General features: G+C 65.3%; 25 protein-coding genes. 10 read left to right on the forward strand and 15 right to left on the reverse strand.

The annotated features are described in order from the left end of the window. The first annotated feature begins 39 nt into the window (after positions 1-39). Positions 40-1290, forward strand: a complete 1251-nt coding sequence (gene tyrS / locus NX862_RS03585) for a tyrosine--tRNA ligase (protein WP_264492490.1) — start codon at positions 40-42, stop codon at positions 1288-1290. A gap of 361 nt (positions 1291-1651) precedes the next feature. On the opposite strand, the gene NX862_RS03590 is transcribed toward tyrS, so the two are convergent. After that, the gene (locus tag NX862_RS03590) at positions 1652-2092 is read right to left on the reverse strand and encodes an iron-sulfur cluster assembly scaffold protein (RefSeq protein WP_264492491.1); all 441 of its coding nucleotides are present in this window, start codon (positions 2090-2092) and stop codon (positions 1652-1654) included. A gap of 237 nt (positions 2093-2329) precedes the next feature. Here NX862_RS03590 and hisI point away from each other — a divergent pair, with 237 nt between their 5' ends. Then, on the forward strand, positions 2330-2695 hold the full coding sequence (hisI, locus tag NX862_RS03595) for a phosphoribosyl-AMP cyclohydrolase (protein ID WP_264492492.1): 366 nt from the start codon (positions 2330-2332) through the stop codon (positions 2693-2695). Here the strand turns inward: hisI and NX862_RS03600 are convergent. Further along, entirely contained in the window at positions 2641-2886 is a 246-nt protein-coding gene (locus NX862_RS03600; RefSeq protein WP_264492493.1) for a hypothetical protein, read from the reverse strand. The genes hisI and NX862_RS03600 overlap by 55 nt on opposite strands. 318 nt (positions 2887-3204) lie before the next feature. On the opposite strand from NX862_RS03600, the gene NX862_RS03605 reads away from it, so the two are divergent. From NX862_RS03605 to NX862_RS03615, 3 genes are all read left to right on the forward strand, one after another. Further along, a complete protein-coding gene (locus NX862_RS03605) occupies positions 3205-3840 on the forward strand; it encodes a protein-L-isoaspartate O-methyltransferase family protein (protein WP_264492494.1) in 636 nt (211 codons plus the stop codon). An 83-nt stretch (positions 3841-3923) separates the two neighbouring features. Continuing rightward, the gene (locus tag NX862_RS03610) at positions 3924-5306 is read left to right on the forward strand and encodes a TolC family outer membrane protein (RefSeq protein ID WP_264492495.1); all 1383 of its coding nucleotides are present in this window, start codon (positions 3924-3926) and stop codon (positions 5304-5306) included. A gap of 122 nt (positions 5307-5428) precedes the next feature. Further along, positions 5429-6385 carry a hypothetical protein gene (locus NX862_RS03615; protein ID WP_264492496.1) on the forward strand — a complete coding sequence of 319 codons (957 nt, stop codon included), beginning with the start codon at positions 5429-5431 and terminating at the stop codon, positions 6383-6385. Between the two features lie 272 nt (positions 6386-6657). Here the strand turns inward: NX862_RS03615 and NX862_RS03620 are convergent, their stop codons facing one another. Next, the gene (locus NX862_RS03620; RefSeq protein ID WP_264492497.1) at positions 6658-6984 is read right to left on the reverse strand and encodes a DUF6280 family protein; all 327 of its coding nucleotides are present in this window, start codon (positions 6982-6984) and stop codon (positions 6658-6660) included. A 254-nt stretch (positions 6985-7238) separates the two neighbouring features. On the opposite strand from NX862_RS03620, the gene NX862_RS03625 reads away from it, so the two are divergent. Next, entirely contained in the window at positions 7239-8051 is an 813-nt protein-coding gene (locus NX862_RS03625; RefSeq protein WP_264492498.1) for an inositol monophosphatase family protein, read from the forward strand. A gap of 8 nt (positions 8052-8059) precedes the next feature. Here NX862_RS03625 and NX862_RS03630 read toward each other — a convergent pair whose 3' ends face one another. Further along, positions 8060-8839 (reverse strand): gamma-glutamyl-gamma-aminobutyrate hydrolase family protein, encoded by a 780-nt coding sequence (locus NX862_RS03630; RefSeq protein WP_264492499.1) that lies wholly within the window; start codon positions 8837-8839, stop codon positions 8060-8062. 144 nt (positions 8840-8983) lie between these two features. Here NX862_RS03630 and NX862_RS03635 point away from each other — a divergent pair, with 144 nt between their 5' ends. Then, complete coding sequence (locus NX862_RS03635) at positions 8984-10051, forward strand: DmpA family aminopeptidase (protein WP_264492500.1); 1068 nt, start codon at positions 8984-8986, stop codon at positions 10049-10051. Here NX862_RS03635 and NX862_RS03640 read toward each other — a convergent pair. Next, positions 10034-11221, reverse strand: a complete 1188-nt coding sequence (locus NX862_RS03640) for a pyridoxal-phosphate-dependent aminotransferase family protein (RefSeq protein ID WP_264492501.1) — start codon at positions 11219-11221, stop codon at positions 10034-10036. The genes NX862_RS03635 and NX862_RS03640 overlap by 18 nt on opposite strands. A gap of 111 nt (positions 11222-11332) precedes the next feature. Here NX862_RS03640 and NX862_RS03645 point away from each other — a divergent pair, with 111 nt between their 5' ends. Together NX862_RS03645 and ygfZ are read left to right on the forward strand one after the other, a co-directional pair. After that, positions 11333-12019, forward strand: a complete 687-nt coding sequence (locus tag NX862_RS03645; RefSeq protein ID WP_264492502.1) for a fused DSP-PTPase phosphatase/NAD kinase-like protein — start codon at positions 11333-11335, stop codon at positions 12017-12019. Positions 12020-12028: 9 nt separating this feature from the next. Then, a complete protein-coding gene (ygfZ, locus tag NX862_RS03650; RefSeq protein WP_264492503.1) occupies positions 12029-12775 on the forward strand; it encodes a CAF17-like 4Fe-4S cluster assembly/insertion protein YgfZ in 747 nt (248 codons plus the stop codon). A 177-nt stretch (positions 12776-12952) separates the two neighbouring features. On the opposite strand, the gene NX862_RS03655 is transcribed toward ygfZ, so the two are convergent. The 7 genes from NX862_RS03655 to NX862_RS03685 all read right to left on the reverse strand — a co-directional run bounded on the left by NX862_RS03655 (position 12953) and on the right by NX862_RS03685 (position 19079). Next, entirely contained in the window at positions 12953-13621 is a 669-nt protein-coding gene (locus NX862_RS03655) for an SDR family NAD(P)-dependent oxidoreductase (RefSeq protein ID WP_264492504.1), read from the reverse strand. Positions 13622-13868: 247 nt separating this feature from the next. Continuing rightward, on the reverse strand, positions 13869-14234 hold the full coding sequence (locus tag NX862_RS03660; RefSeq protein ID WP_264492505.1) for an iron chaperone: 366 nt from the start codon (positions 14232-14234) through the stop codon (positions 13869-13871). A 49-nt stretch (positions 14235-14283) separates the two neighbouring features. Continuing rightward, a complete protein-coding gene (purF, locus tag NX862_RS03665) occupies positions 14284-15765 on the reverse strand; it encodes an amidophosphoribosyltransferase (protein WP_264492506.1) in 1482 nt (493 codons plus the stop codon). A 76-nt stretch (positions 15766-15841) separates the two neighbouring features. Further along, the gene (locus NX862_RS03670; RefSeq protein WP_264492507.1) at positions 15842-16435 is read right to left on the reverse strand and encodes a CvpA family protein; all 594 of its coding nucleotides are present in this window, start codon (positions 16433-16435) and stop codon (positions 15842-15844) included. 11 nt (positions 16436-16446) lie between these two features. Continuing rightward, positions 16447-17805 carry a DNA repair protein RadA gene (gene radA, locus NX862_RS03675; protein ID WP_264492508.1) on the reverse strand — a complete coding sequence of 453 codons (1359 nt, stop codon included), beginning with the start codon at positions 17803-17805 and terminating at the stop codon, positions 16447-16449. Then, positions 17802-18230 carry a paraquat-inducible protein A gene (locus NX862_RS03680; RefSeq protein ID WP_264492509.1) on the reverse strand — a complete coding sequence of 143 codons (429 nt, stop codon included), beginning with the start codon at positions 18228-18230 and terminating at the stop codon, positions 17802-17804. The genes radA and NX862_RS03680 overlap by 4 nt, the downstream gene beginning before the upstream one ends. 63 nt (positions 18231-18293) lie before the next feature. Continuing rightward, positions 18294-19079 (reverse strand): DNA repair protein, encoded by a 786-nt coding sequence (locus NX862_RS03685; RefSeq protein WP_264492510.1) that lies wholly within the window; start codon positions 19077-19079, stop codon positions 18294-18296. A 221-nt stretch (positions 19080-19300) separates the two neighbouring features. Between NX862_RS03685 and NX862_RS03690 the strand changes: the two genes are divergently transcribed. Beyond that, complete coding sequence (locus NX862_RS03690; protein WP_264492511.1) at positions 19301-19921, forward strand: hypothetical protein; 621 nt, start codon at positions 19301-19303, stop codon at positions 19919-19921. Here NX862_RS03690 and NX862_RS03695 read toward each other — a convergent pair. The 3 genes from NX862_RS03695 to alr are packed head-to-tail and all read right to left on the reverse strand — an operon-like array spanning position 19918 to position 22480. Continuing rightward, positions 19918-20664 (reverse strand): ABC transporter ATP-binding protein, encoded by a 747-nt coding sequence (locus NX862_RS03695; protein WP_264492512.1) that lies wholly within the window; start codon positions 20662-20664, stop codon positions 19918-19920. The two genes, NX862_RS03690 and NX862_RS03695, sit on opposite strands and share 4 nt — an antisense overlap. Continuing rightward, complete coding sequence (locus NX862_RS03700; protein ID WP_264492513.1) at positions 20661-21437, reverse strand: MlaE family ABC transporter permease; 777 nt, start codon at positions 21435-21437, stop codon at positions 20661-20663. The genes NX862_RS03695 and NX862_RS03700 overlap by 4 nt, the downstream gene beginning before the upstream one ends. Beyond that, complete coding sequence (gene alr / locus NX862_RS03705; protein WP_264492514.1) at positions 21434-22480, reverse strand: alanine racemase; 1047 nt, start codon at positions 22478-22480, stop codon at positions 21434-21436. Before alr ends, NX862_RS03700 begins: the two co-directional genes overlap by 4 nt. Between the last annotated feature and the right edge of the window lie 49 nt (positions 22481-22529).

A 22529-nucleotide genomic window follows, 5' to 3' on the forward strand; every position in this document is an offset into this window, starting at 1 on the left:
CCCGCTATACGATCCCGGTCAATAATGCATGGGGATGCCATGACCTACCACCCGAAATCCGAATTTCTGCGCGTGATGTTCGAGCGCGGCTTTGTGGCCGATTGCACCGACTATCAGGCGCTGGACGAGGCGTTGATTGCCGGAGTGGTGCCCGCCTATATCGGCTATGACGCCACGGCGGCCAGCCTGCATGTGGGCCATCTGATGAACATCATGGTGCTGCGCTGGCTGCAAAAGACCGGGCACAAGCCGATCACGCTGATGGGCGGGGGGACGACCAAGGTGGGCGATCCGTCCTTCCGGTCCGAGGAGCGTCCGTTGCTGACCTCTGAGGCGATCGACCGCAACATCGCGGGTCTGGGCCGGGTGTTTTCGCGGTATCTGTCCTATGGCGAGGGCGCGACGGATGCCGTCATGCTGAACAATGCCGAGTGGCTGGACAATCTGAACTACCTGGAATTCCTGCGCGACATCGGGCGGCATTTCTCGGTCAACCGGATGCTGTCGTTCGAAAGCGTCAAGTCGCGGCTGGACCGGGAGCAGAGCCTTTCCTTCCTCGAATTCAACTACATGATCCTGCAGGCCTATGATTTCCTTGAGATCAATCGCCGCTATGGCTGTCTGTTGCAGATGGGCGGGTCGGATCAGTGGGGCAATATCATCAACGGCATCGACCTGACGCACCGCGTGATCGACAAGCAGATCTATGGGTTGACGACGCCTTTGCTGACCACGTCCGATGGGCGCAAGATGGGGAAATCGGCAAGCGGGGCGGTTTGGCTTTCGGGTGACATGCTGTCGCCTTACGAGTTCTGGCAGTTCTGGCGCAACACGACCGATGCCGATGTGGGCCGCTTCCTGAAGATTTTCACCGAGCTGCCGGTGGCGGAATGTGACCGCCTTGGCGCGCTGCAAGGGGCCGAGATCAACCAGGCCAAGATCCTTTTGGCCAATCTGGCGACCACGCTTTTGCATGGGGCAGAGGCGGCGCAAGCGGCCGAGGCCACGGCGCGCGAGGTCTTTGAAAAGGGCGGGGTGGGCGATGACCTGCCGACCTTGCAGCTGAGCGCCGCCGAGGTGGCCGAGGGGATCACGCTGGCGCAGCTTTTCGTGCGCGCGGGGCTTGCGCCCTCGGGCAAGGAGGCCAAGCGGCTGATCCTGGACGGTGGCGCGCGGGTCAATGACGAGGTGGCCACGGATGCCGGCCTGAGGATCGGGGCGGGGGAACTGGCCGCGCCGCTGAAGCTGACTGCGGGCAAGAAGCGTCACGCGTTGGTGATGCTGGGGTAGGGGGGCTTTCGCCTTTGGCGTTGGACTCGGGCAGGGGTGGGCTTTGATGGTTGGCCAAGGGGGCGCGGTCTTTGGCGCCTTTGTCGGCCAAGGGGGGACCTTGCGGCAAACCCCGAGAGGGTTTCACACCCTCCCCGATCACTTTTGGAACGCCCGGGAGGGTTTCACACCCTCCCCGATTCCTTGGGGCAAGCCCCGGGAGGGTTTCACACCCTCCCCGATTCCTTGGGGCAAGCCCCGGGAGGGTTTCACACCCTCCCGGACCCTCCCGTGGAGTATTTGAGCCAGTATGAAAGACCGGAAAGGACGCGAGGCCATTGCCCTGCGCGCTGCGGTCTGACGGGGAAGCGGTCGGAACCTGTCAGGCGGCGGTGGCCGTGTTCATCGCAGCGATCGTGGCCTCCAGCGCCAAAAGGATCGAGGCGTGGCGGTTGCGGTAATCGCGCGCGGGGAGAAGGACCTCATAGCCCTGGAACGGGGCCTCGGGGATGGGGCCTGCCGTTTTCAGCATGGCGGCAAGCTGGTCGCGGGCGGTCTCCAGCTCGGCACGGGTCCGGCCAATGATCGCGGCCCCAAGGATCGCAGCCGAGGCCTGACCCAAAGCGCAGGCCCGCACGTCCTGGGCGAAATCGGTGATCTTGCCGTCTTGGGTTTGCACATCCACCGAGACCGTCGACCCGCAAAGCGGCGAGCGCTTCTTGGCGCTGCCCTGGGGCGCGGCCAACTTGCCCAGATGCGGGATGTCAGCCGCCAGCGCGAGGATGCGGCCGGAATAGAGGGAAACGAGGTCGGTATCGCTCATCGCGGGCTCCGGCTGGAAGCGGCCCCTTTGGCCAGATGGGGGGCCAAAGGGACCATTGGATTGCGTGTGGCCTTGGCGGCCGCGTCATTGGCAGCGGCCTGGACGGCCACCGGAGAGGGCGTGGCATTAGTGGCCACGGGAGGCGGGTATGGCTTTGACGGCCGCAGCAGGGGTTGTGGTCAACCTGGCCACAAATGGTTAGATAGCCCTCGCCGCAGCCCCCGCCAAGGAGTCCTCATGTCCAATTCCTTCGATCCCGCCACTTTGCGCTATGATGATCGCGGGCTGATCCCCTGCATCGCGCAGGATCAGGCCTCGGGCCAGGTGCTGATGTTCGCCTGGATGAACGCCGCCGCGGTCGCCCGCACGCTGGAAACCGGCCGCGTCACCTATTGGAGCCGGTCTCGCCAGGCCTTCTGGGTCAAGGGCGAAAGCTCGGGCCACCATCAGGTCCTGGTCGAGCTGCGCCTTGATTGCGACCGCGACTGCCTTTTGGCGCTGGTCACGCAAGAGGGACCGGCCTGCCACACCAACCGGCGGTCGTGCTTTTACACCGCGATCCGCGCGGGTGCGGAAGTCGAGATCATGGCGCCCATCGCCTGAAGCCTTTGCATCGGCCAGCCGGGGCGCGGCTCTGCCCTGGCCAAATCTGGATTGGCCAAATCTGCTCTGGCCAGGATCTGCGCCTCGCGGCGTTGCAGCCGGGCCATGTCGCGCCGGATCGCGGCCAGTTCGGCGGCCATCTGTCGGGCCGTGCTGGTGGTCATGTCGGAATGGGGGGCAGGGTCGGGCATCAGGATTCTCCGGTATGGGCCAAGTTCGGCGCGGCTTCCGTTCTGGATATGTTCAGGTTGCCTCAGAAGGGTTAACCAAAGATTTCGCCCCGTTTCTCCCGCCCTGTCCGCTGCCTGCGGCCCGGAAGCCTCCCCCCTGTCCGCCCCGAAATTCCGCCATTTTGCGGGATGTTGGCGGGCAAACCGCGGCCATGCCCTGTTGCCCCTGTCCGGCACTTGTGGCAAGACAAGTCCAGCGGGTCGGGCGGCCCTTGGTTCGGCCTGACCCTTCCCGTGTCGCAAACCCTTCCCGTGTCGCAAACCTTCCGGATGCCCCAGATGACCGATTTTGCTTCCCGCCGCGTGACGATGGTCGATACCCAGGTCCGGCCGCAGGACGTGACCAAATTCCCGATCATCGCCGCCATGCTCGCGGTCCCGCGTGAGGCCTATGTGCCCGCGGCCGCGCGCGAAGCGGCCTATGTCGGGCAGAATGTCACTCTGGCACCGGGACGCGTCGCGCTGGAACCGCGGTCGCTGGCGAAACTGTTGGACGCGCTGGATGTGAACCAGGGCGAGACCGCCCTCGTTATCGCGGCAGGCTATGGCTATGCTGCCGCGGTCCTGGCCGATATGGGCGCCAAGGTCACGGCGCTGGAATCCGACGCCACCATGGCCGAGGCCGCGCGCGCCAACCTTGGGGCCTTGGCCCAAGTTGTGACTGGCCCGCTGGCCGAAGGCGTCAAGGGCGGCTTCGACCTGATCCTGATCGAGGGCGCAATCGAGGCTTTGCCCCCGGCGATTGCCGCACAATTGAACGAAGGCGGCCGCATCGGCGCAATCTTCATGGAAGGCCCCCTTGGCATCGGCCGGATCGCACATAAGTTGGACGGCAAGATCGGCTGGCGGCAGGTGTTCAATGCGACCGCCCCGGTTCTGCCCGGATTCGAAGCTCCCCGCGCTTTCGTGCTTTAAGGGCTTCGTGGTTTAAACATGGGCCAAAAGGCCCGGATGGCGCCACGACGGGTCCCCGCCGGACGCTCGCAATGAGGTGGATGATGCGGAAACTCGTGGCAAGACTGATGACGGGGGCGGCGCTTCTGGCCCCCATGGCCTCTTGGTCGGAAACCCTGAGCGACGCTTTGGTCGCGGCCTATCGCAATTCGAACCTGCTGCAGCAAAATCAGGCGGTTCTGCGCGCGGCGGATGAAGATGTGGCCACCGCGGTCGGCACGCTTTTGCCGGTGCTGAGCTTTCAGGGCAAGGTCGGCTATGCCTACAACACCCAGCCGGGGCTGTTTTCCTCATCGGAAACCAACAGCGGCAGCCTGACCCTGGCCCTGTCCCAGACGCTTCTGGATTTCGGTCGCGGGCGCCTGGGCATCGACATCAAGAATGAACTGGTGCTGGCGACGCGGGCGTCGCTGGTCAATGTCGAACAGCAAGTGCTTCTGGACGCGATTTCGGCTTATGTGGACATGTCTTTGCAGACCGAATTGGTCGCGGCGCAGCAATCCAACGTCCGCCTGATCACCGAAGACCTGAAGGCCGCGCAAGACAAGTTCGACGTGGGCGAAGTGACCAAGACCGACGTTGCCCTGGCCGAAGCGCAACTGGCCTCGGCCCGGGCGGGGCTTGCTGCTGCGCAGGGCAATTTCAACGCCGCGCGCGAGCGGTATAATGCCGCCATCGGCCATTATCCGGCGGCGCTTTCGGCCGTGCCCAATCCCAAGATCGCGGTCCGCAAGGTCGAAGAGGCGCGGGCGCTGGCCCTGTCGAATCACCCGGTGATCTCGCAGGCCGAACATCAGGCCAAGGCCGCCGATATCGGGATCGAGCTGGCCAAGGCGCAGTTCCGCCCCGAGCTTTCGGGCACGGTCACGATCACGCAGGGCTTTGACGAGGGTGGGTTCAACGGTGAAAACCTGAACAAATCCGTGGGCTTGACGCTGGATCAGACGATCTATGCCGGCGGGCGGCTGTCGTCGGCGCTGCGCTCGGCGGTGGCCTCGTCGCAACAGGCCCATGCGGCGCAGTTGCAAACCGGGGTTCAGGTGTCGGAATCGGTGGGCAAGGCGTGGTCGAATATCCTTGTGGCCAATGCTTCGCTTTCGGCCAACCGCGAGCAGATCCGCGCGGCCCAGGCGGCCTATGACGGCGTGAAACAAGAGGCCGACTTGGGCAGCCGCACGACGCTGGACGTGCTGCAGGCCGAACAGACGCTGTTGTCGGCCAAGGCGGCCGCGCTGCAGGCCCAGGCGAATCTGTCGATCAGCCAATATGCGCTTTTGTCCGCCATGGGCCTGTTGACGGCCGAAGATTTGCAGCTTGGTATCCCGACTTTCGACCCCGAGGCCTATTACAACGCGGTCAAATCGGCGCCCTCGACCTCGACCCGCGGGGCAAAGCTGGACAAAATTCTTGCGACCTTGGGCAAATAAGGCGCAATCTGCGTAGAATATTAACCAAACCCGGGCTTTGCTTGAAGGCAAGGCCCGGGTGTCTTAATCTCGGATCAGGCCCCAGAGTGGGCGTTTGAACAGGCGAGCGGCGAGGCGGAACCATGTCGGATGCAAAGACGGCGGCAGAGATCGAGGACATCCTTTCTTCGATCCGGCGACTCGTCTCGCAGGACCGCAAGGCTGCGGCCACTGCGCCGCGTCCACAGATATTGTCGCGCCTGGTGGTCGAAGATCGCCTGATCCTGACGCCGGCCCAGCGGATTGCGCCGGACCATCGCCCCTCGGCAACGGTGACGCCCTTGAAACGGCCGGAGCCTTCTGCGGCGCAGTCCTGGCCCGAAGCCGAAGAGGCTTTTCATCGCCCCGCCAGGCAGGAGGAGCGCGCGCCCGGACCGTCTGCGACACCTCCGCCTGCGTCCGGTGCCTTGCCCCAGGACGCGGCCTTCGCTGCCGGGTCCGTTTCTCCGCTGCCTTTGACCGCGGCGCTTCCCCCGAAGTCCGTCTCGCAAAGGTCCGTGGTCCAGTCGGCAGGGCAGGAGCCCGGCGTTGCAGAGCCCAAGGCGCAGTCGGCAGAGCCCGGCCGCCTGCATCTTGCCACCCCCGGTCTGACGCCCACGACCCTTGGCGCCGATGCGCTCGCCTGGGAATCAGAGACCGGCGATGCCTCGCCCGATCTGTCCAGCCTCGACTGGTCCAGTTTTACCTTCGCCCGCCGCCCCATGGCCGAAACCTACGCCGCCCGCTCTCGCGCGGCAGAGCGTTTGACGGCGCCGTCCGCATCGCAGCCAATCCCCGCGCCTGAAATCCTGCGCGCCCCCGCGCCGCAACCCGCAGCCGAACCCTTGGATCTTGGCGCGGAAACCCCCGAGGCCGAGCCGGTCCAACCGATCCTGCAACAAGAAGACAGTATCTTTTCCGAAGATGTCCTGCGCGAATTGGTCCGCGACCTGATCCGCGAGCAGCTGCAAGGCGACCTGGGTGAGCGGATCACCCGCAACATCCGAAAACTCGTCAAGGCCGAGATCGCCCGCGCCATCTCGGTTCAAGCCCTGGAATAGGCCGGACCTGTCCCGGCCTGCCGCGCGAAACCGGCCTGTCGTGCGAAACCGGCCTGTCGTGCGAAACCGGCCTGTCGTGCGAAACCGGCCTGTCGTGCGAACACCCAAAGCGCCCTGCGGGGCGCTTTTTCTTGGCGCGCCCCAAGCCGACAAACCCCCAAAGAAAAACGCGCCCCGAAGGGCGCGTCAAGACGGCACGGCGTATTCCAAACTGGGCCTTGGCAAACTCAGGCTTGGCAAACTCAGGCTTGGCAAACTCAGGCTTGGCAAACTCAGGCGGCGTCGGCCTGCTCTGCTTCCAGCGCATGGCGGCGCTCGCTCTCTTCGCGCGACAGCGCGACAGAGGTGCGAATCCCCTTGGCCACGAATTCCATCAGACCTTTCACGACACGCTCGTTCGGGTCGATCCCGGCACAGGACAAAACCTCGCGGCCATCGCGCGAACGGGCCCAACGGGCGATCTGATCCGGCCCATTGCCGTATTTTTTGTCATCCGCGATGGCATCATCCAACGCAGCCAGCACAACAGCGGCAAAAAGCTTGCGCGCGCGCTGACCTTGTTCGAAGTTAAAGGCGGTGCTGTCAACGAAATCGGCCATGGCGGTTCCAGTTCTTCTTTGTCTTGTCTTTCCCGACGTTCCGCGCTTGTAACGGTTTGGCGACGATTCGTCATACCGGTCAGCACAAGCCCGCCTTGCGTCTGGTGCATGGCTCAGGATGTGTTAACCACAATCTGGTTGCCAAGCGGGCATGGAACCCACGATATATGGGGCGCGGCCCAAGTCTTTCAAGATTGCGCCGCATTTTTGCCATTATCCGGATTGCGCCGATGTCAGAGCCCAAAGCTCCCCCCTTGACGATTCCAAAGCAGGCCATCCTTGCGGCGGTCCGTGACGCCGCCCGCACCGCCATCCTGCCGCGTTTTCGCAACCTGCAAGCCGGGCAGATCGCGGCCAAGACCGGCCCGCAAGACATCGTCACCGCCGCCGACCTTGAGTCCGAGGCGCTGATCACCGCCTCCCTGGCCGAGGTCTGGCCCGATGTGCCGCTGTTCGGCGAAGAGGGCGTGGCGCGCGACCCCGCTTTGCGCGACAGAATGGGAGCCGAGACCTGCGTGATCCTTGACCCCGTCGATGGCACCTGGAATTTCGCGGCCGGCCTGGGGCTTTTCGCCGTGCTTTTGGCCGTTGTGCAGGCGGGGCGCCCGGTTTGGGGGGTGAATTACGACCCGATCCTGGACGACTGGATCGAAGCGGATGCCGAAACCGCGCTTTGGACCAGCGCCGCGGGTCCACGTCGCCTGAAGACCGCCGCGCCCAAGCCTGCCGCGCAATTGGTGGGCTATGTGCCGCATGGGCTGTTCACCGGCCCCAAGCGGCGCCACGCCTTGCTGGCCGGTGAGGGTTACGCCCGCGTGACATCGCTGCGCTGTGCGGCGCATGAATACCGGATGCTGATTTCGGGACAGGTGGATTTCATGCTGTCGGCCCCCGTGGCGCATCCTTGGGACCATGCGGCGGGGGTCCTGGCGACCCAGGCCGCGGGCGGTGTCGCGCGCTTTTTGGACGGGCAGGACTATACCACAACCCGGCGTGAGGGCGTGCTTCTGGCCGCCAGCAGCGCCGAGGTCTGGGAGCAGGTCGCCCGGGATTACGCCGGACTTTGAAGGGGGCTTTAGGCGCTCATCTTCAGGGGCGTGCCGGCGGTCCAGGCGCGGGCGGCCTCGCCAAAGGCCGCAAACAGCGGCCGCGAGACCGGGTCATCGGCGGCGTTCCATTCGGGATGCCATTGCACGGCCAGGGTAAAGCCCGGCGCGTCGCGCACCAGGATCGCTTCGGGCGTGCCGTCGGTGGCGTGACCCTCGATCACGATGCGGGCGCCGGGGCGGTCAATGCCCTGGCCATGCAGCGTGTTGGTCATCACCTGCGTCGCGCCCATCAGGCGGTGAAACACACCGCCTTCGGTCAGATGCACGGCATGGCGCAGGGCGAATTGTTCGTGCAACTGGCCATCGGGCGGCATCCGGTGGTTCATCCGCCCCGGAAGCTCGCGGATTTCGGGGTGCAAAGAGCCGCCCATCGCCACGTTGACCTCTTGGAACCCGCGGCAGATACCAAGGAAGGGTTGGCCGCGTTCGACACAGGCCCGGATCAGCGGCAGGGTGATGGCATCGCGGGCGCGGTCAAAGGCGCCATGGGCGGGGGTTTCGGGCTCGCCATATTCGGAAGGATGCACATTGGGCCGCCCCCCGGTCAAAAGGAAGCCGTCACAGGTCGCCAGCAATTCCTCGACCGAGACGAAGGCCGGGTCAGAGGGGATGATCAGCGGCATCGCCCCCGCCACATCGGCCACGGCGGATGCGTTCATCGTGCCGCTCGAATGGATCGGGTAGCGGTCGTTGAACAGGGCGTAATTGCCGATGATGCCGATGATGGGGCGTTTTTTGCGGTTCATGATGATTTCGTGACGGTTTCAGCGAATCTAGGTCAGGAAGTCTGGAACGGAAAGCCTTGAAATTGCGCAAATGGGTCAAGGTCGCTTGATCATGGGCGCGCAATGCCTGCAAATCGGGCGGAGACCCCTTGATAAGGCCGCGCCATGCCCAAACCCCGTGCCCGTGATCTTGGTTTGCCCTTTCCGGGGCGGCCCGGGCCCTTTAACGCGATCACCGATGTGGCCGGCGTGCAGGTCGGCTTTTGCACCCTGACCGATCCGGCCCGCGGGATGCGGACCGGTGTGACCGCGATCTTGCCCCGACGTGAGACCTCGCCCAGCCCGGTCTGGGCCGGGCAATTCACGCTGAATGGCAATGGCGAGATGACGGGGACGCATTGGATCAACGATGCGGGCTATTTCGTCGGACCCATCTGCCTGACCAACACGCATGGGGTGGGGGCGGTTCATCACGGCGTGACCGAATGGATGATCGAGACCTATGCCGACTGGTTCGGCCGCGAACACGCCTGGGCCATGCCGGTCGTGGCCGAGACCTATGACGGCATCCTGAACGACATCAACGCTCTGCATGTGGCACCGCAGGATGCGCGCGCGGCGATCGAGGCGGCCAAGGGCGGCTTTGTCGCCGAGGGCTCGACCGGGGGTGGCAACGGGATGATCGCCTATGAATGGAAGGCGGGGACGGGGACGGCCTCACGCGGGGTCACGCTGGCGGGGCAGGAGTTTACGGTGGGGGTGCTGGTGCAGGCCAACCACGGGCGGCGCGACTGGTTTCAGGTGCTGGGGCGGCCGGTGGGGCGGCTGATGCCCGAAGGCGCCTGGCGCGACAGGGAACAGGGCTCGATCATCGTGGTGGTGGCGACCGATGCGCCTCTGTCGGCCCTGACGCTGCGGCACCTGGCGCGGAGGGCTGCGATGGGGGTGGCGCGGGGCGGCACGCCGGGGGGCAATTCCTCGGGCGATATCTTTCTGGCGTTTTCGACGGCCCATCCGGGGCCGATGCCCCAGGCGGCCTGGCCCTTGATTTCGCGGTCAGAGCTGAACCAGGAGATCGTCGATCCGCTATACCTTGCGGCGGCCGAGGCGACCGAAGAGGCCGTGGTCAATGCCATTGTCGCAGGGGTCGATGTGGCGGCGGTCAAGCCGCGGGGGCTGGTGGTCAAGGGCATCGACACCGCGGCGCTGGCGGCGCTATTTGCCGGGGCCTGACAGCGCCGCGGCAGCCGCCTCCAGCGCGCCCTTGCCATGCGGCACGCCAAGCGCCTGCAACCCCGCCTCGATCACCGCCAGCGCCCCCAGCGTCATATGGGCGTTCACATGGCCCATATGGGCGATGCGCAGCCAGCCCGAGGCCTTGGGGTCCTGTTCGGTGCCCATGCCCAGCCCGACGCCCAGGGTCAACCCGTGCGGCGTCACCCAATCGCGCAGCGCCGCCGCATGGGGCGCGCCGAAATGCACCGAGGTGACAGACCGCCCCCGCGCCGCAGGATCGGCCACATTCAGCCTGATCGCGGGATTGCCCTGGCCCCAGGCCTGAACCGCGGCCCAGACGGCGCTTGCCAGCCTTTCGTGGCGCGACCACAGCGCGGTCAGCCCCTCTTCGCGCAGGATCATGGTCAGGGATTCCCGCAGGGCATAAAGGTGATGGGTGGGCGCGGTGCCGAACCAATAGTGCCAGAACTCGGCCGGGTTCGCGCGCAAGGTCCAATCCCAATAGGGCGTGCGCAGACCGGCCGAAAGCCCCGCCACCCGCGCCCGTTCCGAGAACCAGACAAAGCCCATGCCGGGCGGCGCCATCAGCCCCTTTTGACTGGCGCCAAGCAGCACATCGACGCCCCAATCGTCCATCCGAACCTCGTCACAACCCAAAGAGGCCACGCAATCCAGCGCCAGCAGCGCCTCTGACCCCGCCGCATCCATCGCCGCCCGGATCGCCGCCACATCGGACCGGACAGAGGTCGCCGTATCGACATGGGTCACAAGCACGGCCCTGATCCCGGGGCCCGCAAGTGCTGCCCGAACCGCCGCAGGATCGGCCGGCGTGTTGCGGCCAAAGTCGATCAGCTGGACCTCGACCCCCAACCCCCGCAGCACGCCCGCCCAGCCATGGCCAAAGGTCCCGCAAGCCAACAAAAGCACCCGGTCGCCGCGGGAAAACAGGTTGGTCGCCATCGCCTCCCAGGTGCCATGGCCGTTGCACAGATACATCGCCAGATGCGCCTTGGTCCCGGCCAGCGTCTTCAGGTCGGCGGCAAGGTCTGCCGCCATGGCCTCGATCTCGGGCGCATAGATATCGGGTGCGGCGCGGTGCATCGCGGCCAACACGCGGTCAGGCAGGACCGAGGGTCCGGGAATGGCGGTGTAATGGCGTCCGGTCATGGGGGGCTCCTTTGGCCATAGGGGTAGAGTTGCAGGCCAGCGGGGTCAACTCGGCTTGCGGGGGGGCGTCAAAATCCCTAAGTCCTTGCGTGACGGACAAGAGGGCGAAAGATGGGATTGCGCGACAGGCTTCGGGCCTTGCAAGACAGGCTGACCGAGGCCTATGGCCGCGACATCTCGACGCCCGAGGCCCGGCGCGCGGCCTGGTGGCATTTCCAGCTGAACGATCACGCCTTCTTGCGGGTTTGGTGGACGAACCTGGATCAGATCGCGCCGGGGGTCTGGCGGTCGAACCAGCCCTCTCCGGGGCGGCTGGCGGACTGGGCGCGGCGGCTTGGGTTGCGGACGGTCTTGAACCTGCGGGGCCAGCCGCGCGAGGGGTTCTTTCTGTTCGAGAAAGAGGCCACCGAGGCGCTGGGTCTGACCCGGATCGACCTGCCCTTTGGCGCGCGCCGTGCGCCACAGCGGGACGAGCTGTTGACCCTGATCGACACGATGACCCAGATGGAAAAGCCCGCGCTGATCCATTGCAAAAGCGGGGCGGACCGCACGGGCATGGCTGCGGCCATCTATCTGGTGGCGATTGCGGGGCGTCCCTTGGCGGATGCCATGCGGCAGCTGTCGTTGCGCTATCTGCATCTGAGCCGGTCGAAAACCGGCATCATGGACGAGGTGCTTTTGTGTTATGGCGAAGAGGCGCAGGGCCGCAGCTTTCGCCAATGGGTCGAAGAGGATTACGACGCGGCGCGGATCTCGGCCAGTTTCATCAAACGGCTGGGCGGGCCGCCGAAGTATTAGGGGGTAGGGATGGAACGGCGGATCGTGGGTCTTGACGGGGCAGAGGCCCTGAAGTTTCTGCAAGGCCTTGTGACCAATGACGTCCTGCGGCTGGAGAAGGGCCCGGGCCTGATCTGGACCGCGCTTTTGACGCCGCAGGGCAAGTATCTGGCGGATTTCTTTGTCGGTCGCGATGGGGCGGGGCTGTTTCTGGACCTGCCCGAGGCCTTGGCGGAGGGCGTCTTGCGCCGGCTGACGCTGTATCGCTTGCGCGCCGATGTGCGCTTTGTGCCGCGTGCGGGCGGTGTGGTGCGGGGGATTGGGGCGGCCCCGGAGGGTGCCTTGGAGGACCCGCGCCATGACGCTATGGGCTGGCGGTTCTATGGTTCCGGGCAAGAGGCCCCGGTGGATTGGGACGCGCTGCGGGTGGCGCATCTGATCCCCGAAACCGGCATCGAGCTGATCCCGGAGGAGAGCTATCCACTGGAACTGGGGTTCGAGCGGCTGCACGGCGTCGACTTCCGCAAGGGCTGTTACGTCGGTCAGGAAGTCACCGCCCGGATGAAGCACAAGACCGAGCTGAAGAAGGGCCTCGTGCGGGTCGCGCTGGAGGCTCCGGTGCCGGTGGGGACCCTGCTGATGGCGGGCGGCAAGGAGGCGGGTTCGGTCTATACCCAGTCGGGCGGGCGGGGTCTGGCCTGGGTGCGCTTTGACCGGGCCTTGGGCGATATGGAAGCGGATGGCGTGCGGGTCCGCCAGGATACGGATTTTTCGTAGAAAAATCCGTATCCTGGCGGAGGGGGCCGCTTTTGCCCAAGGGCAAAAGCGGCCTTGGCGCCCATCCTGACAGGTTTGGATTGCCGAGTTCGGGTGCCCGAGTTTGGGTGCCGGGAGAGAAGCGACGGGATGGAAACGGCGGCTGCGGCGCACGTGTGCGGCCAGATTGACCCAGCCTCAGCCCTTGAGGATTTCCGACAAGAGCCTTGCGGCCTCGGCCTTGGGGGCGGCGAGTTTGCTGCGGTCCTCGCCCGGGAAGAACCGGGCGCGGGTGGCGCTGGCCAGCGCACGCGGTGTGGCGATCACCACGCGGGGGCCGATCTTGACCGTCTCGGCCTGCCAGGAGGAGGCCAGCGCGATCTGGGCGGCCTTTGACGCCCCATAGGCGCCAAAGAACTTCTGCCCGGCGCGGGGGTCATCGAAAAACACCGCGGTGCCCTGGCCCACTTTCAACAGCGGCTCGATCATCGGGATCAACTGGCCCGTGGCGCGGATGTTGGTGGCCAAGGCCTTGTCCCAGTCCTTTTGCGCCAAGGAGCCCGCCGGAGCCATCGGCGTCGCATGGATCGCCGTATGGGCCCAAAGCTGCAAGCCGCCCCAGCGCTGGTGGATCGACAGACACAGGTGGCGCATGGCGTCGTCGTTGGTGACATCCATCGGCGCCAGCGTCAGCCCGCCCGCGCCCGGAAGCGCCAGCGCCTTGACGCGGTCGTCCAGCTCTTCAAGGCCGCCCACGGTGCGCGCCACGGCCACGACATGCCAGCCCTGGGCCGCCAATTGCTCAGCCAGGGCTGCGCCCAAACCGCGGGAGGCTCCGGTGACGAGGGCAAGCTTGGGTTGGGTCATCTGGGGCCTCGTCCTTTGGGTGCTTTTTGGCTTTGGGCGTTTTCTGGCTTTGGGCGTTTTTCTGGCGGATAGCGCCCGGGGGTTTCACACCCCCCGCGCCGGTTGGTTCTCGGACCCATGGCGCACCAACCGGCGCACCCTATGGAGTATTTGGGCCAGTATGAAAGGAATTAGGATGCAGACGCAGAAAGCGCAAGCGGGCTTGCAAGGGCTTGATCCCGCGCGCCCAAATTTGCGCCTGTGGCGTTCATTTGCCGGTTTGGGTGATTTCGGCCAGGCGGGCCTGGATCAGGGCCTGGATCAGGGGCTCGGGCAGGGGATGGGCGGGGGTGAAAGAGATCGCGCCGGGGGTGGTCTTGAAGCCCTGGGTCAGATCGCCGAGTTGGCCAATGATATTGCCGGAATGGGGGTAATAGCCGCAATTGCGTGCAAAGGCCGCGTAGCCCGCCACCATGCGGCCTTTGGACCCCGGTTGGCGAAAGCCGGGCATCTTGTAGGAGATGACCTCCAGGTGGTCGGGCAGGCGGGATTTGATCACAGCGCGCAGCCAGGTCAGGGCCTGGGCCTGATCCGGGGGCAGGGCGGAGATATAGGCATCGACTTCGGCGGACATGGGACCCCCTTTGGCGAAGGGAAACCCGGCAGGCGCCGCAGATCAAGGCCTATTCGGCGGCCTTCATCTCGAAACCCTCTTCGACCTTGTCGGAGGGGATGATCGGATAGTCGCCCGAGAAGCAGGCGTCGCAGAACTTGGGCGCCTTGGGGTCGCGGCCATTCGCCTCGCCGGTGGCGCGGTAAAGCCCATCCAGCGAGATGAACTTCAGGCTGTCGACCCCGATCCAGTCGCGCATCTCGTCTTCGGACATGGTGGCGGCCAGGAGTTTGGACCGCTCCGGCGTGTCGACACCGTAAAAGCACGGCCAGGCGGTGGGGGGGCTTGCGATGCGGAAGTGGACCTCGGCCGCGCCCGCGTCCAGGATCATGTCCTTGATCTTGCGGGACGTCGTGCCGCGGACGACCGAGTCGTCGACCAGGATCACACGTTTGCCTTTGATCAGCGCGCGGTTGACGTTCAGCTTCAGCCTTACGCCCATGTTGCGGATCGACTCGGACGGCTCGATGAAGGTCCGGCCCATATATTGATTGCGGATGATGCCCATGCCGAAGGGGATGCCGCTTTCGTGCGCAAAGCCGATGGCGGCGGGGGTGCCCGAATCGGGGACCGGGCAGACCAGGTCGGCATCCACCGGCGCCTCACGCGCCAGTTCGACGCCGATCTGACGCCGGGTCTCATAGACGCTGCGGCCGCCGATGATCGAATCGGGGCGGCTGAAGTAAACCTGCTCAAAGATGCAGAACCGCGAGGCCGGGGCGCCGAAGGGACGGGTCGAGGTGATCTTGCCGTCCTCGATCACCACCATCTCGCCGGGGTCGATTTCGCGGACGAATTCTGCGCCGACGATGTCCAGCGCGCAGGTTTCCGACGACAGGGCCCAGGCGCTGTCACCCAGGCGGCCCAGCACCAGGGGCCGCACGCCCAGGGGGTCGCGCACGCCGATCAGCTTGGTCCGGGTCATGGCGACGACAGAGAACGCGCCCTCGACGCGGCGCAGCGCGTCCTTCATGCGTTCCGGAATCGTCTTCTGGATCGAACGCGCCATCAGGTGGATGATACATTCCGAGTCCGAAGAGGACTGGAAGATCGAGCCGCGCTCGATCAGCTCGCGCCGAAGGGCTGCCGCATTGGTCAGGTTGCCGTTGTGGGCAATGGCCGCGCCGCCCATCGAGAATTCGCCAAAAAAGGGCTGGACGTCGCGGATCGCGGTGGCCCCCTTGGACCCGGCGGTCGAATAGCGCACATGACCGATGGCCAAGGGCCCCGGCAGGGTGTCCATCACATCGGGCTTGGTGAAATTGTCGCGGACATAGCCAAAGCGGCGGGCCGAGTTGAAGCCGTGGCTGGCGTCATGGGACACGATGCCGCCGGCCTCTTGCCCCCGATGCTGCAGCGCATGAAGGCCAAGCGCCACGAAGTTGGCCGCATCGCCAACCCCGATCACACCGAAAATCCCACACTCTTCCTTCAGCTTGTCCCCAGTCAACGGATCGGCGTCGAACGGATGGGCGAGGGGGGGGCGCTTCATGGAACCTCCTAGGCTGGCGTGGGGTTCACTTATGCCTTTGCAGCGGCCATGTCACCCCCAGAACGACAGGAAGCGGTCAGCCGCCGGTGGTGGTGCCGGTTTGCGGGGCGGTCGTGCCGCCAGCGCCGCGGCAAACGCCGGTCAGCTGTTCGTATTGGCCCTGGATCGTGGCCATCAGGTTGGTCGGAACCAGGCCCTGGACATCGCCCGTCACGCCGGCAAAGACCTGAGCCGAGCGGGACTTGTCCACCATCTCGACCTCTTGCTGGGCCATGCCATAGACGACAAAGGCGGCTGCGACCAAGAGGATGCCGCGCGCGGCGCCGAAGAAGAAGCCAAGCGCCTGATCCAGCCCCCCCAGAACCGAACGCTGCACGACCGAGGAAAACAGCGGCGTGAACAGCGAGGCCAAGATCAGGCCGACGGCAAAGACCGCGAGGAAAGCCGCGATGATCGACAATTCGCAATTCTCGCCGATCATCTTGTTCAGGACCGGGATTTCCTTGACCAGCGGCTGCGCCGCGCCGGCAAAGACATAGGCCAGCACTGCGGCGCCGACCCATCCGGCAATCGCCATGATCTCGCGGACCACGCCGCGCGAATAGGCGAGGATCGCCGACAGAAGGATCACACCGGCCACGACGCCGTCGACGATGGTAAAACTGTCCATAACTCTCTCCGTCAGCCTGCGCCGAACATTTCCCCCACGAAGGCCGTCAGATCCGACATCTCGCGCAGGGTCATTCCCGCCTGAGATTGGACCTTGGCCGCCCGTGGTGCAACCGCTTGGGTGAAACCAAGTTTCGCCGCCTCTTTCAACCGGTTTTCCATCTGAGACACCGGCCGCAGCGCGCCCGACAGGCTGATTTCGCCGAAAAGCACCATGTCTGGCGGAATTGCCACATCCTCGCGGGCCGAAAGAATCGCCCCCGCGATGGCGAGGTCAGCCGCCGGTTCATTCACCCGCATCCCCCCCGCGACGTTCAGGAACACGTCCAGACCGGCGAAGGTGATGCCCACACGCGCCTCCAGCACGGCCAGGATGGTCGACAGCCGGGCGCCGTCGATGCCCACCACGGTGCGGCGCGGGCTGGCGAGGGTGGAGGGCGCCACAAGGGCCTGGATCTCCATCAACATGGGGCGCGTGCCCTCGATCCCGGCGAAAACCGCGCTGCCGGCGGTGGCTTTCTCGCGGTCGGACAGGAAAAGCGCCGAGGGGTTGGTGACTTCGGACAGGCCCCCGCCGGTCATTTCGAACACGCCGATTTCGTCGGCCGCGCCAAAGCGGTTCTTGACCGCGCGCAGGATGCGGAACTGGTGGCCGCGCTCGCCCTCGAAATACAGGACCGTGTCGACCATGTGTTCGACGACGCGGGGCCCCGCGATCTGGCCCTCTTTCGTTACATGGCCCACCAGAATGACCGAGACGCCCTTCTTTTTGGCAAACGTCACCAGTTCATGCGCCGCCGCCCGCACCTGAGAGACCGATCCCGGTGCGGCCTCGATCGTGTCCAGCCACATGGTCTGGATCGAATCGATCACCGCAAGATCGGGCCGTTCCCGGTCCAGCGTCGTCAGGATGTCGCGCAGGTTGGTTTCCGCGCCAAGCCCCACCGGAGCCTTCGTCAGCCCCAGCCTTTCGGCCCGCATCTGAACCTGGGCCGCCGCCTCTTCGCCCGAGATATACAGGCATTTCAGGCCCTTGTTGGCAAAGGCTGACACGGCTTGCAACAAAAGCGTGGATTTCCCGATCCCCGGATCGCCGCCGACCAATATGGCAGAGGCCGCCACCAGCCCGCCGCCCAGCACGCGGTCCAATTCCGATATGCCGGACGAGGCGCGGGGCGGAGCGGCGCCTTGCGTGGCGAGGTCAGTCAGCGGGATCGACCGCCCCTTGGCCAGCGACCCCTTGGGACCCGAGGACAAGGCGCCCTCTTCGACGATGGTGTTCCAGCCGCCGCAGGCCTCGCATTGGCCGTTCCATTTGCGATGCGCGGCCCCGCAGGCGGTGCAGGTGAAAGACGAGGTGTTCTTGCTCATGCGCCCTTATCCTTGAACGACAGGCCTGCCACCAGCCCCGCCAGCACGCAGGCGGTGAAAAGCCAAAGCCCCCAGGCGGTTTCCACGGTGGCCAGGCCCACGCCCTTTGCCAGCACGATGTAAAGCGCGGCCAGAAAGATGTCGGCCATGGCCAGGCGGCCCAGAATATGCAGCACCGGCGCGACCTTGGGCGACAAAAGCCCGGCTTGGGTCAGCGCAAGGCCGATGACCTTGGCATAGGGCACAAAGACCGCAAGGCAGGTGACAAGCAGCGCCAGCCCCGGATCGGTGCCCCACAGCGAGGCCAGCCCCGAGACGACCGAGATTTCCTCCATGCCAAAGATCGGCAGGACAGAGGCCCGCATCAGGGGCGCGAACCAGGCGATGGGGTAAAGGATCAGCAGGGCGTAAGGGATCAGGCGCATGGCCGCCAAGATGATGCCATAGTGCCCCCGGCGTCAACGGCCCGGGCTCCGCTTCGGCTGCGGTCAGACGGGCTTGGGCTTGTTCAAGCTGACCACATTGTCCGGCACCAGATCCCCAGAGACGGGCTCATCGTGGTCCAGCATATAGCCGATCTCGGGCAGGACCTCGCGCAGGTCGGCTTCCAGACGTGCGATCTGCGCCTCGGCCTGGCGCTCTTCGGCCTCGACATCGGACAGCCAGCGTTTGAGGTCGGCACAGACGCGCCGCGCGGTGGCGATGCGCTCGCCCACCATGTGGATTTCCTCTTGCCGCTGGGTCAGGAAGCCTTGCGCGCGGGCCACCTTGTCCTCGGCATAGGTCCGGGCCAGGTCGCGGGAGACATGGCTCATCTTGGCGGCCAGTTCCAGAAGGTCGGGCTCCAGATCGGCCAGGTCGGGATGGGTCCGCAGGTGGTCGAACCGCGTCTTGACGGATTCGAACTCCCCCGACAGCGCAAAGACCCCTTTGCGGTCGGCGGCATGGGCGCGGACATAGGCCCTGGCCACGTCATCCAGGCTGATGGCAAAGCTGCGATGAGAGCGTTCCAGCGCCGCCATGCGCCGATTGGCGGGCAGATGAAAGCACAGCGCGAGGAAAAGCCCCGTCAGCCCCAGTTGCGCCCAGACCCCCGCCTGGGGCAGGGGCGTCCCGCCAAAGGATAGGCTCAGCTCGGGCCAGGGCAAAAGGCCGAAAACCGCCGCCAGGCTGGCCGCAACCAGGCCCAGGGCCGCCGTCACAATCGCCCCCTGCGCCAATATGCGCGAGGCCCCGCCCATCGACCGCAGGGTCTCTGTCATCGAAATCGCCATTCACACCCCCGTGTATGGGGCCATTCACGGCAAGTTTTCCTTAAAGTCCATGTTTTTCATGGGTTGGGTGGCAAGAGACGGAAAATCTGCGGCGGCTCTGCGGATTGTTTCCCTGTCAGGGCCAATGATTCGCGTTGCGGTGTCGGGGTGCCCGGATTTCCCCGTGTTTTTCCGCCCCTTTGGGTTAGCATCCCCTTAATAAATTCCTGAAGGAGAAGGCAATGGCTGTTGGTTCCGCAGAGGTGAAGAAGCAGGTCGCGTCCTATAAAAAGGCGCTGAGCACAGCCGATGGTCATATCAAGGCCTTGTCGCAGATCGGCGCGGATGCGCTGAAAGACTACGGCCATCTGGCGCAAGAGGCCGCGGACATTGTGGCGGCGATGGCGCAGGTCAAGATCCACTTGGACGCCAGGTTGTCCGGGCTGAAGAGCGTGCCCGCCGATTTCAAGCGCATCAAGTCAGATGCCGAGATGGCCTTGGCCCGGTTCGAAGATGACAACAAGACCGTGACGGAGCTTTTCGACAGGATGGAAGAGGCCAAGAAAGCGCTTGCCAAGAACAAGATGGACAAGTCGCTGAAACAAAAGGCCGAAATCGCAGAACTGGCCTATGTGAAGGCCAGTCGGAACAGCGCCAAGGTCAACTCCGATGCGATGGAGATGCTTCGGCTGGGCGAGACCTATTGTGACGGGGTCGAATTCCAATACGACATCATGTCGGACCTGAGCGCCCAATTGAAGGCGCGCGTCAAGGAGTTCAAGACCATCTCGGATCAGGCAGACAAGCTGGCCGCAGCGGCCGAGAAAGCCCAAAAAGCAGCCGCTAAAGTCACAGGGATTTAGCGCACCGACTCGATGGGGCCGTCCGCGCGGCCATGGATGAACTGCTGCAAATAGGGGTCTGCGGCCTGGTCCATCTCGGCCACCGGCCCGGTCCAGCGGATCATCCCGTCGTGCAGCATGGCCACCCGGTCGGCAATCGCGCGGACCGAGGTCATGTCATGGGTGATCGTCATGGCGGTCACGCCCATTTCGACCACGATGTCGCGGATCAAGGTGTTGATGACGCCCGACATGATCGGGTCAAGGCCGGTCGTGGGCTCGTCGAAAAAGATGATCTCGGGGTTGGCGGCAATCGCCCGGGCCAGTCCCACGCGCTTTTGCATCCCGCCCGACAGTTCGGCGGGGTAAAGGTCGGCCACCTGCGGCTTCAGACCCACGCGGCGCAGCTTTTCCACCGCGATCTCACGCGCCTGATCCTTGGGCAGGCGCCCCGGGCCGCGCAGCAGGCGGAAGGCCACATTCTCCCAGACGCGCATGGAATCAAACAGCGCCGCGCCCTGGAACAGCATCCCGAACCGCGCAAGGAAGGCATCGCGATCGCCTGTCGTGACGTCCTGGCCGTCCACGGTGATGCGCCCCTGATCGGGCACCACCAGCCCCAGCACGCATTTCAAAAGCACCGATTTGCCGGTGCCCGACCCGCCGATGATCACCATGGACTGGCCTTTGGGCAGCGACAGATCCACCCCCCGCAGCACCCGGTTGGCCCCAAAGGCCTTATGCACGCCGCTCAGGTCTATCATGATGTGAAAAACACCGCCGTCAGCAGGTAATTCGCCGCCAGGATCAGGACCGAGGCCGAAACGACGGCAGATTTGGTCGCCGCCCCCACGCCCTGCGCGCCACGCCCCGAGTTCATCCCGAAATAGCAGCCCATCAAGGCGACGATAAAGCCAAAGACCGCGCCCTTCACCAGGCCAGAGCCCACATCCCAGGCCTCCAGGAAGTCGCGCGTATTGGCGAGGTAAGTGGCCGAGTTGAAATCCAGCTTGGCCGTCCCCACCAGCCAGCCGCCCGCGATGCCGATGCTGTCGCCGACCGCCACCAGGACCGGCACGGCCAGCGTCGCCGCCAACACGCGCGGCAGGGTCAGATATTTCATCGGGTTGGTCGACAGGGTGGTCAGGGCGTCGATCTGCTCGGTCACTTTCATCGTCCCGATCTCGGCCGCGATGCTGGAGGCCACCCGCGCCGCCACCATCAACCCGCCCAGCACGGGGCCAAGTTCGCGCGCCATGCCGATGGCCACGATCTGCGGCACCACGGCTTCGGCGTTGAACCGCGACCCGCCGGAATAGATCTGCAAGGCCAGCGCGCCACCGGTGAAAAAGGCGGTCATCGCGACCATGGGCAAGGAAAACCAGCCGATCTGCAACAGGGCCTGACCGAATTCGCGCAGGTAGAACGGCGGAGTGAAAAGGTGGCGCAGGGTTTCGGCCGCAAACAGCGTCACCCGGCCAAACGCCGCGAGGACGGCCAGCACGGGGCGGCCTAGACTTGCCAGAAAGCGGCTCATTTCGCCCCCAAAAGCACGCGGTTCAACCGCGGCGCCATGCGGGTCAAAAGCTCATACCCGATGGTGCCCGCGATATCGGCCAGGCGGTCGATGCCCTGATGCGGGCCGATCAGGTCCAAAGTCTCGGGGACAGTCTCCAGATGCGTCACATCCACCGTGATCAGGTCCATCGAGACGCGACCGACCAAGGGGCAGGGGACATCGCCCGCCCAAAGCGTCGCCCGCCCCGAAAGCGAACGGATGATCCCGTCGGCATAGCCGCCCTGGACCGTGGCGATCAGCGAAGGCTTGTCCGCGATCCAGCCGCAGGAATAGCCCACCGGCTCGCCTGTCGCGACCGGGCGGGTCTGGATCACCGGCAAAGACAGGCGCACCACCGGGGCCGCGCCCTCATAGGGACGGCCGCCATAAAGGCCGATGCCGGGGCGGGTCAGGTCGAAGTGATAGCTGGGCCCCAACAGGATGCCCCCGGTCGCGGCAAACGACCGCGGCACCTCGGTTCCATCGGTCATGGCGCGGAAATTGGCCAATTGCACCTCGTTCAACCCGTGGTCGGGGTCATCGGCGCAGGCCAGATGCGACATCAGAAGTTCCGGCGAGGCTTCCAGCACAAAGGGGGCCGCGGCCTCCCATTCGGCCTCTTCCATGCCAAGACGGTTCATACCCGTGTCCAGCTGGATGCCAAAAGGATGGCCGGGGAGTGTCTCAAGATGCCGCGTGACCTGATCCAGCGAGTTCAGCATTGGCGTCAGGTCGTGGTTGCGGATCAAGGCCGCATCGCCCGCCATATGGCCGGACAGGACGTTGATTTGCGGGCCGGGGCCAAGGGCGCGGCGGACGGCAACGCCTTCCTCGGCGGCTGCGACAAAGAACCGGCGCGCTCCGGCTTCGGCCAGGCGGCGCACGACCGGGGCGACGCCCAGGCCGTAAGCGTCGGCCTTGACCACGGCGGCGGTTTGCACGCCCGAGGCAGAGGCCCGGTCCAACGCCCGCCAATTGGCGGCGATGGCGTCAAGGTCGATGGTGAGGGATGCGGTTGCCATGGGGTCGGGTTTTGACCGATGGGCCTGCGGGGTCAAGCGAAAAGAAGGG

The organism is Stagnihabitans lacustris, assembly GCF_025950525.1.
GTDB lineage: Bacteria > Pseudomonadota > Alphaproteobacteria > Rhodobacterales > Rhodobacteraceae > Stagnihabitans.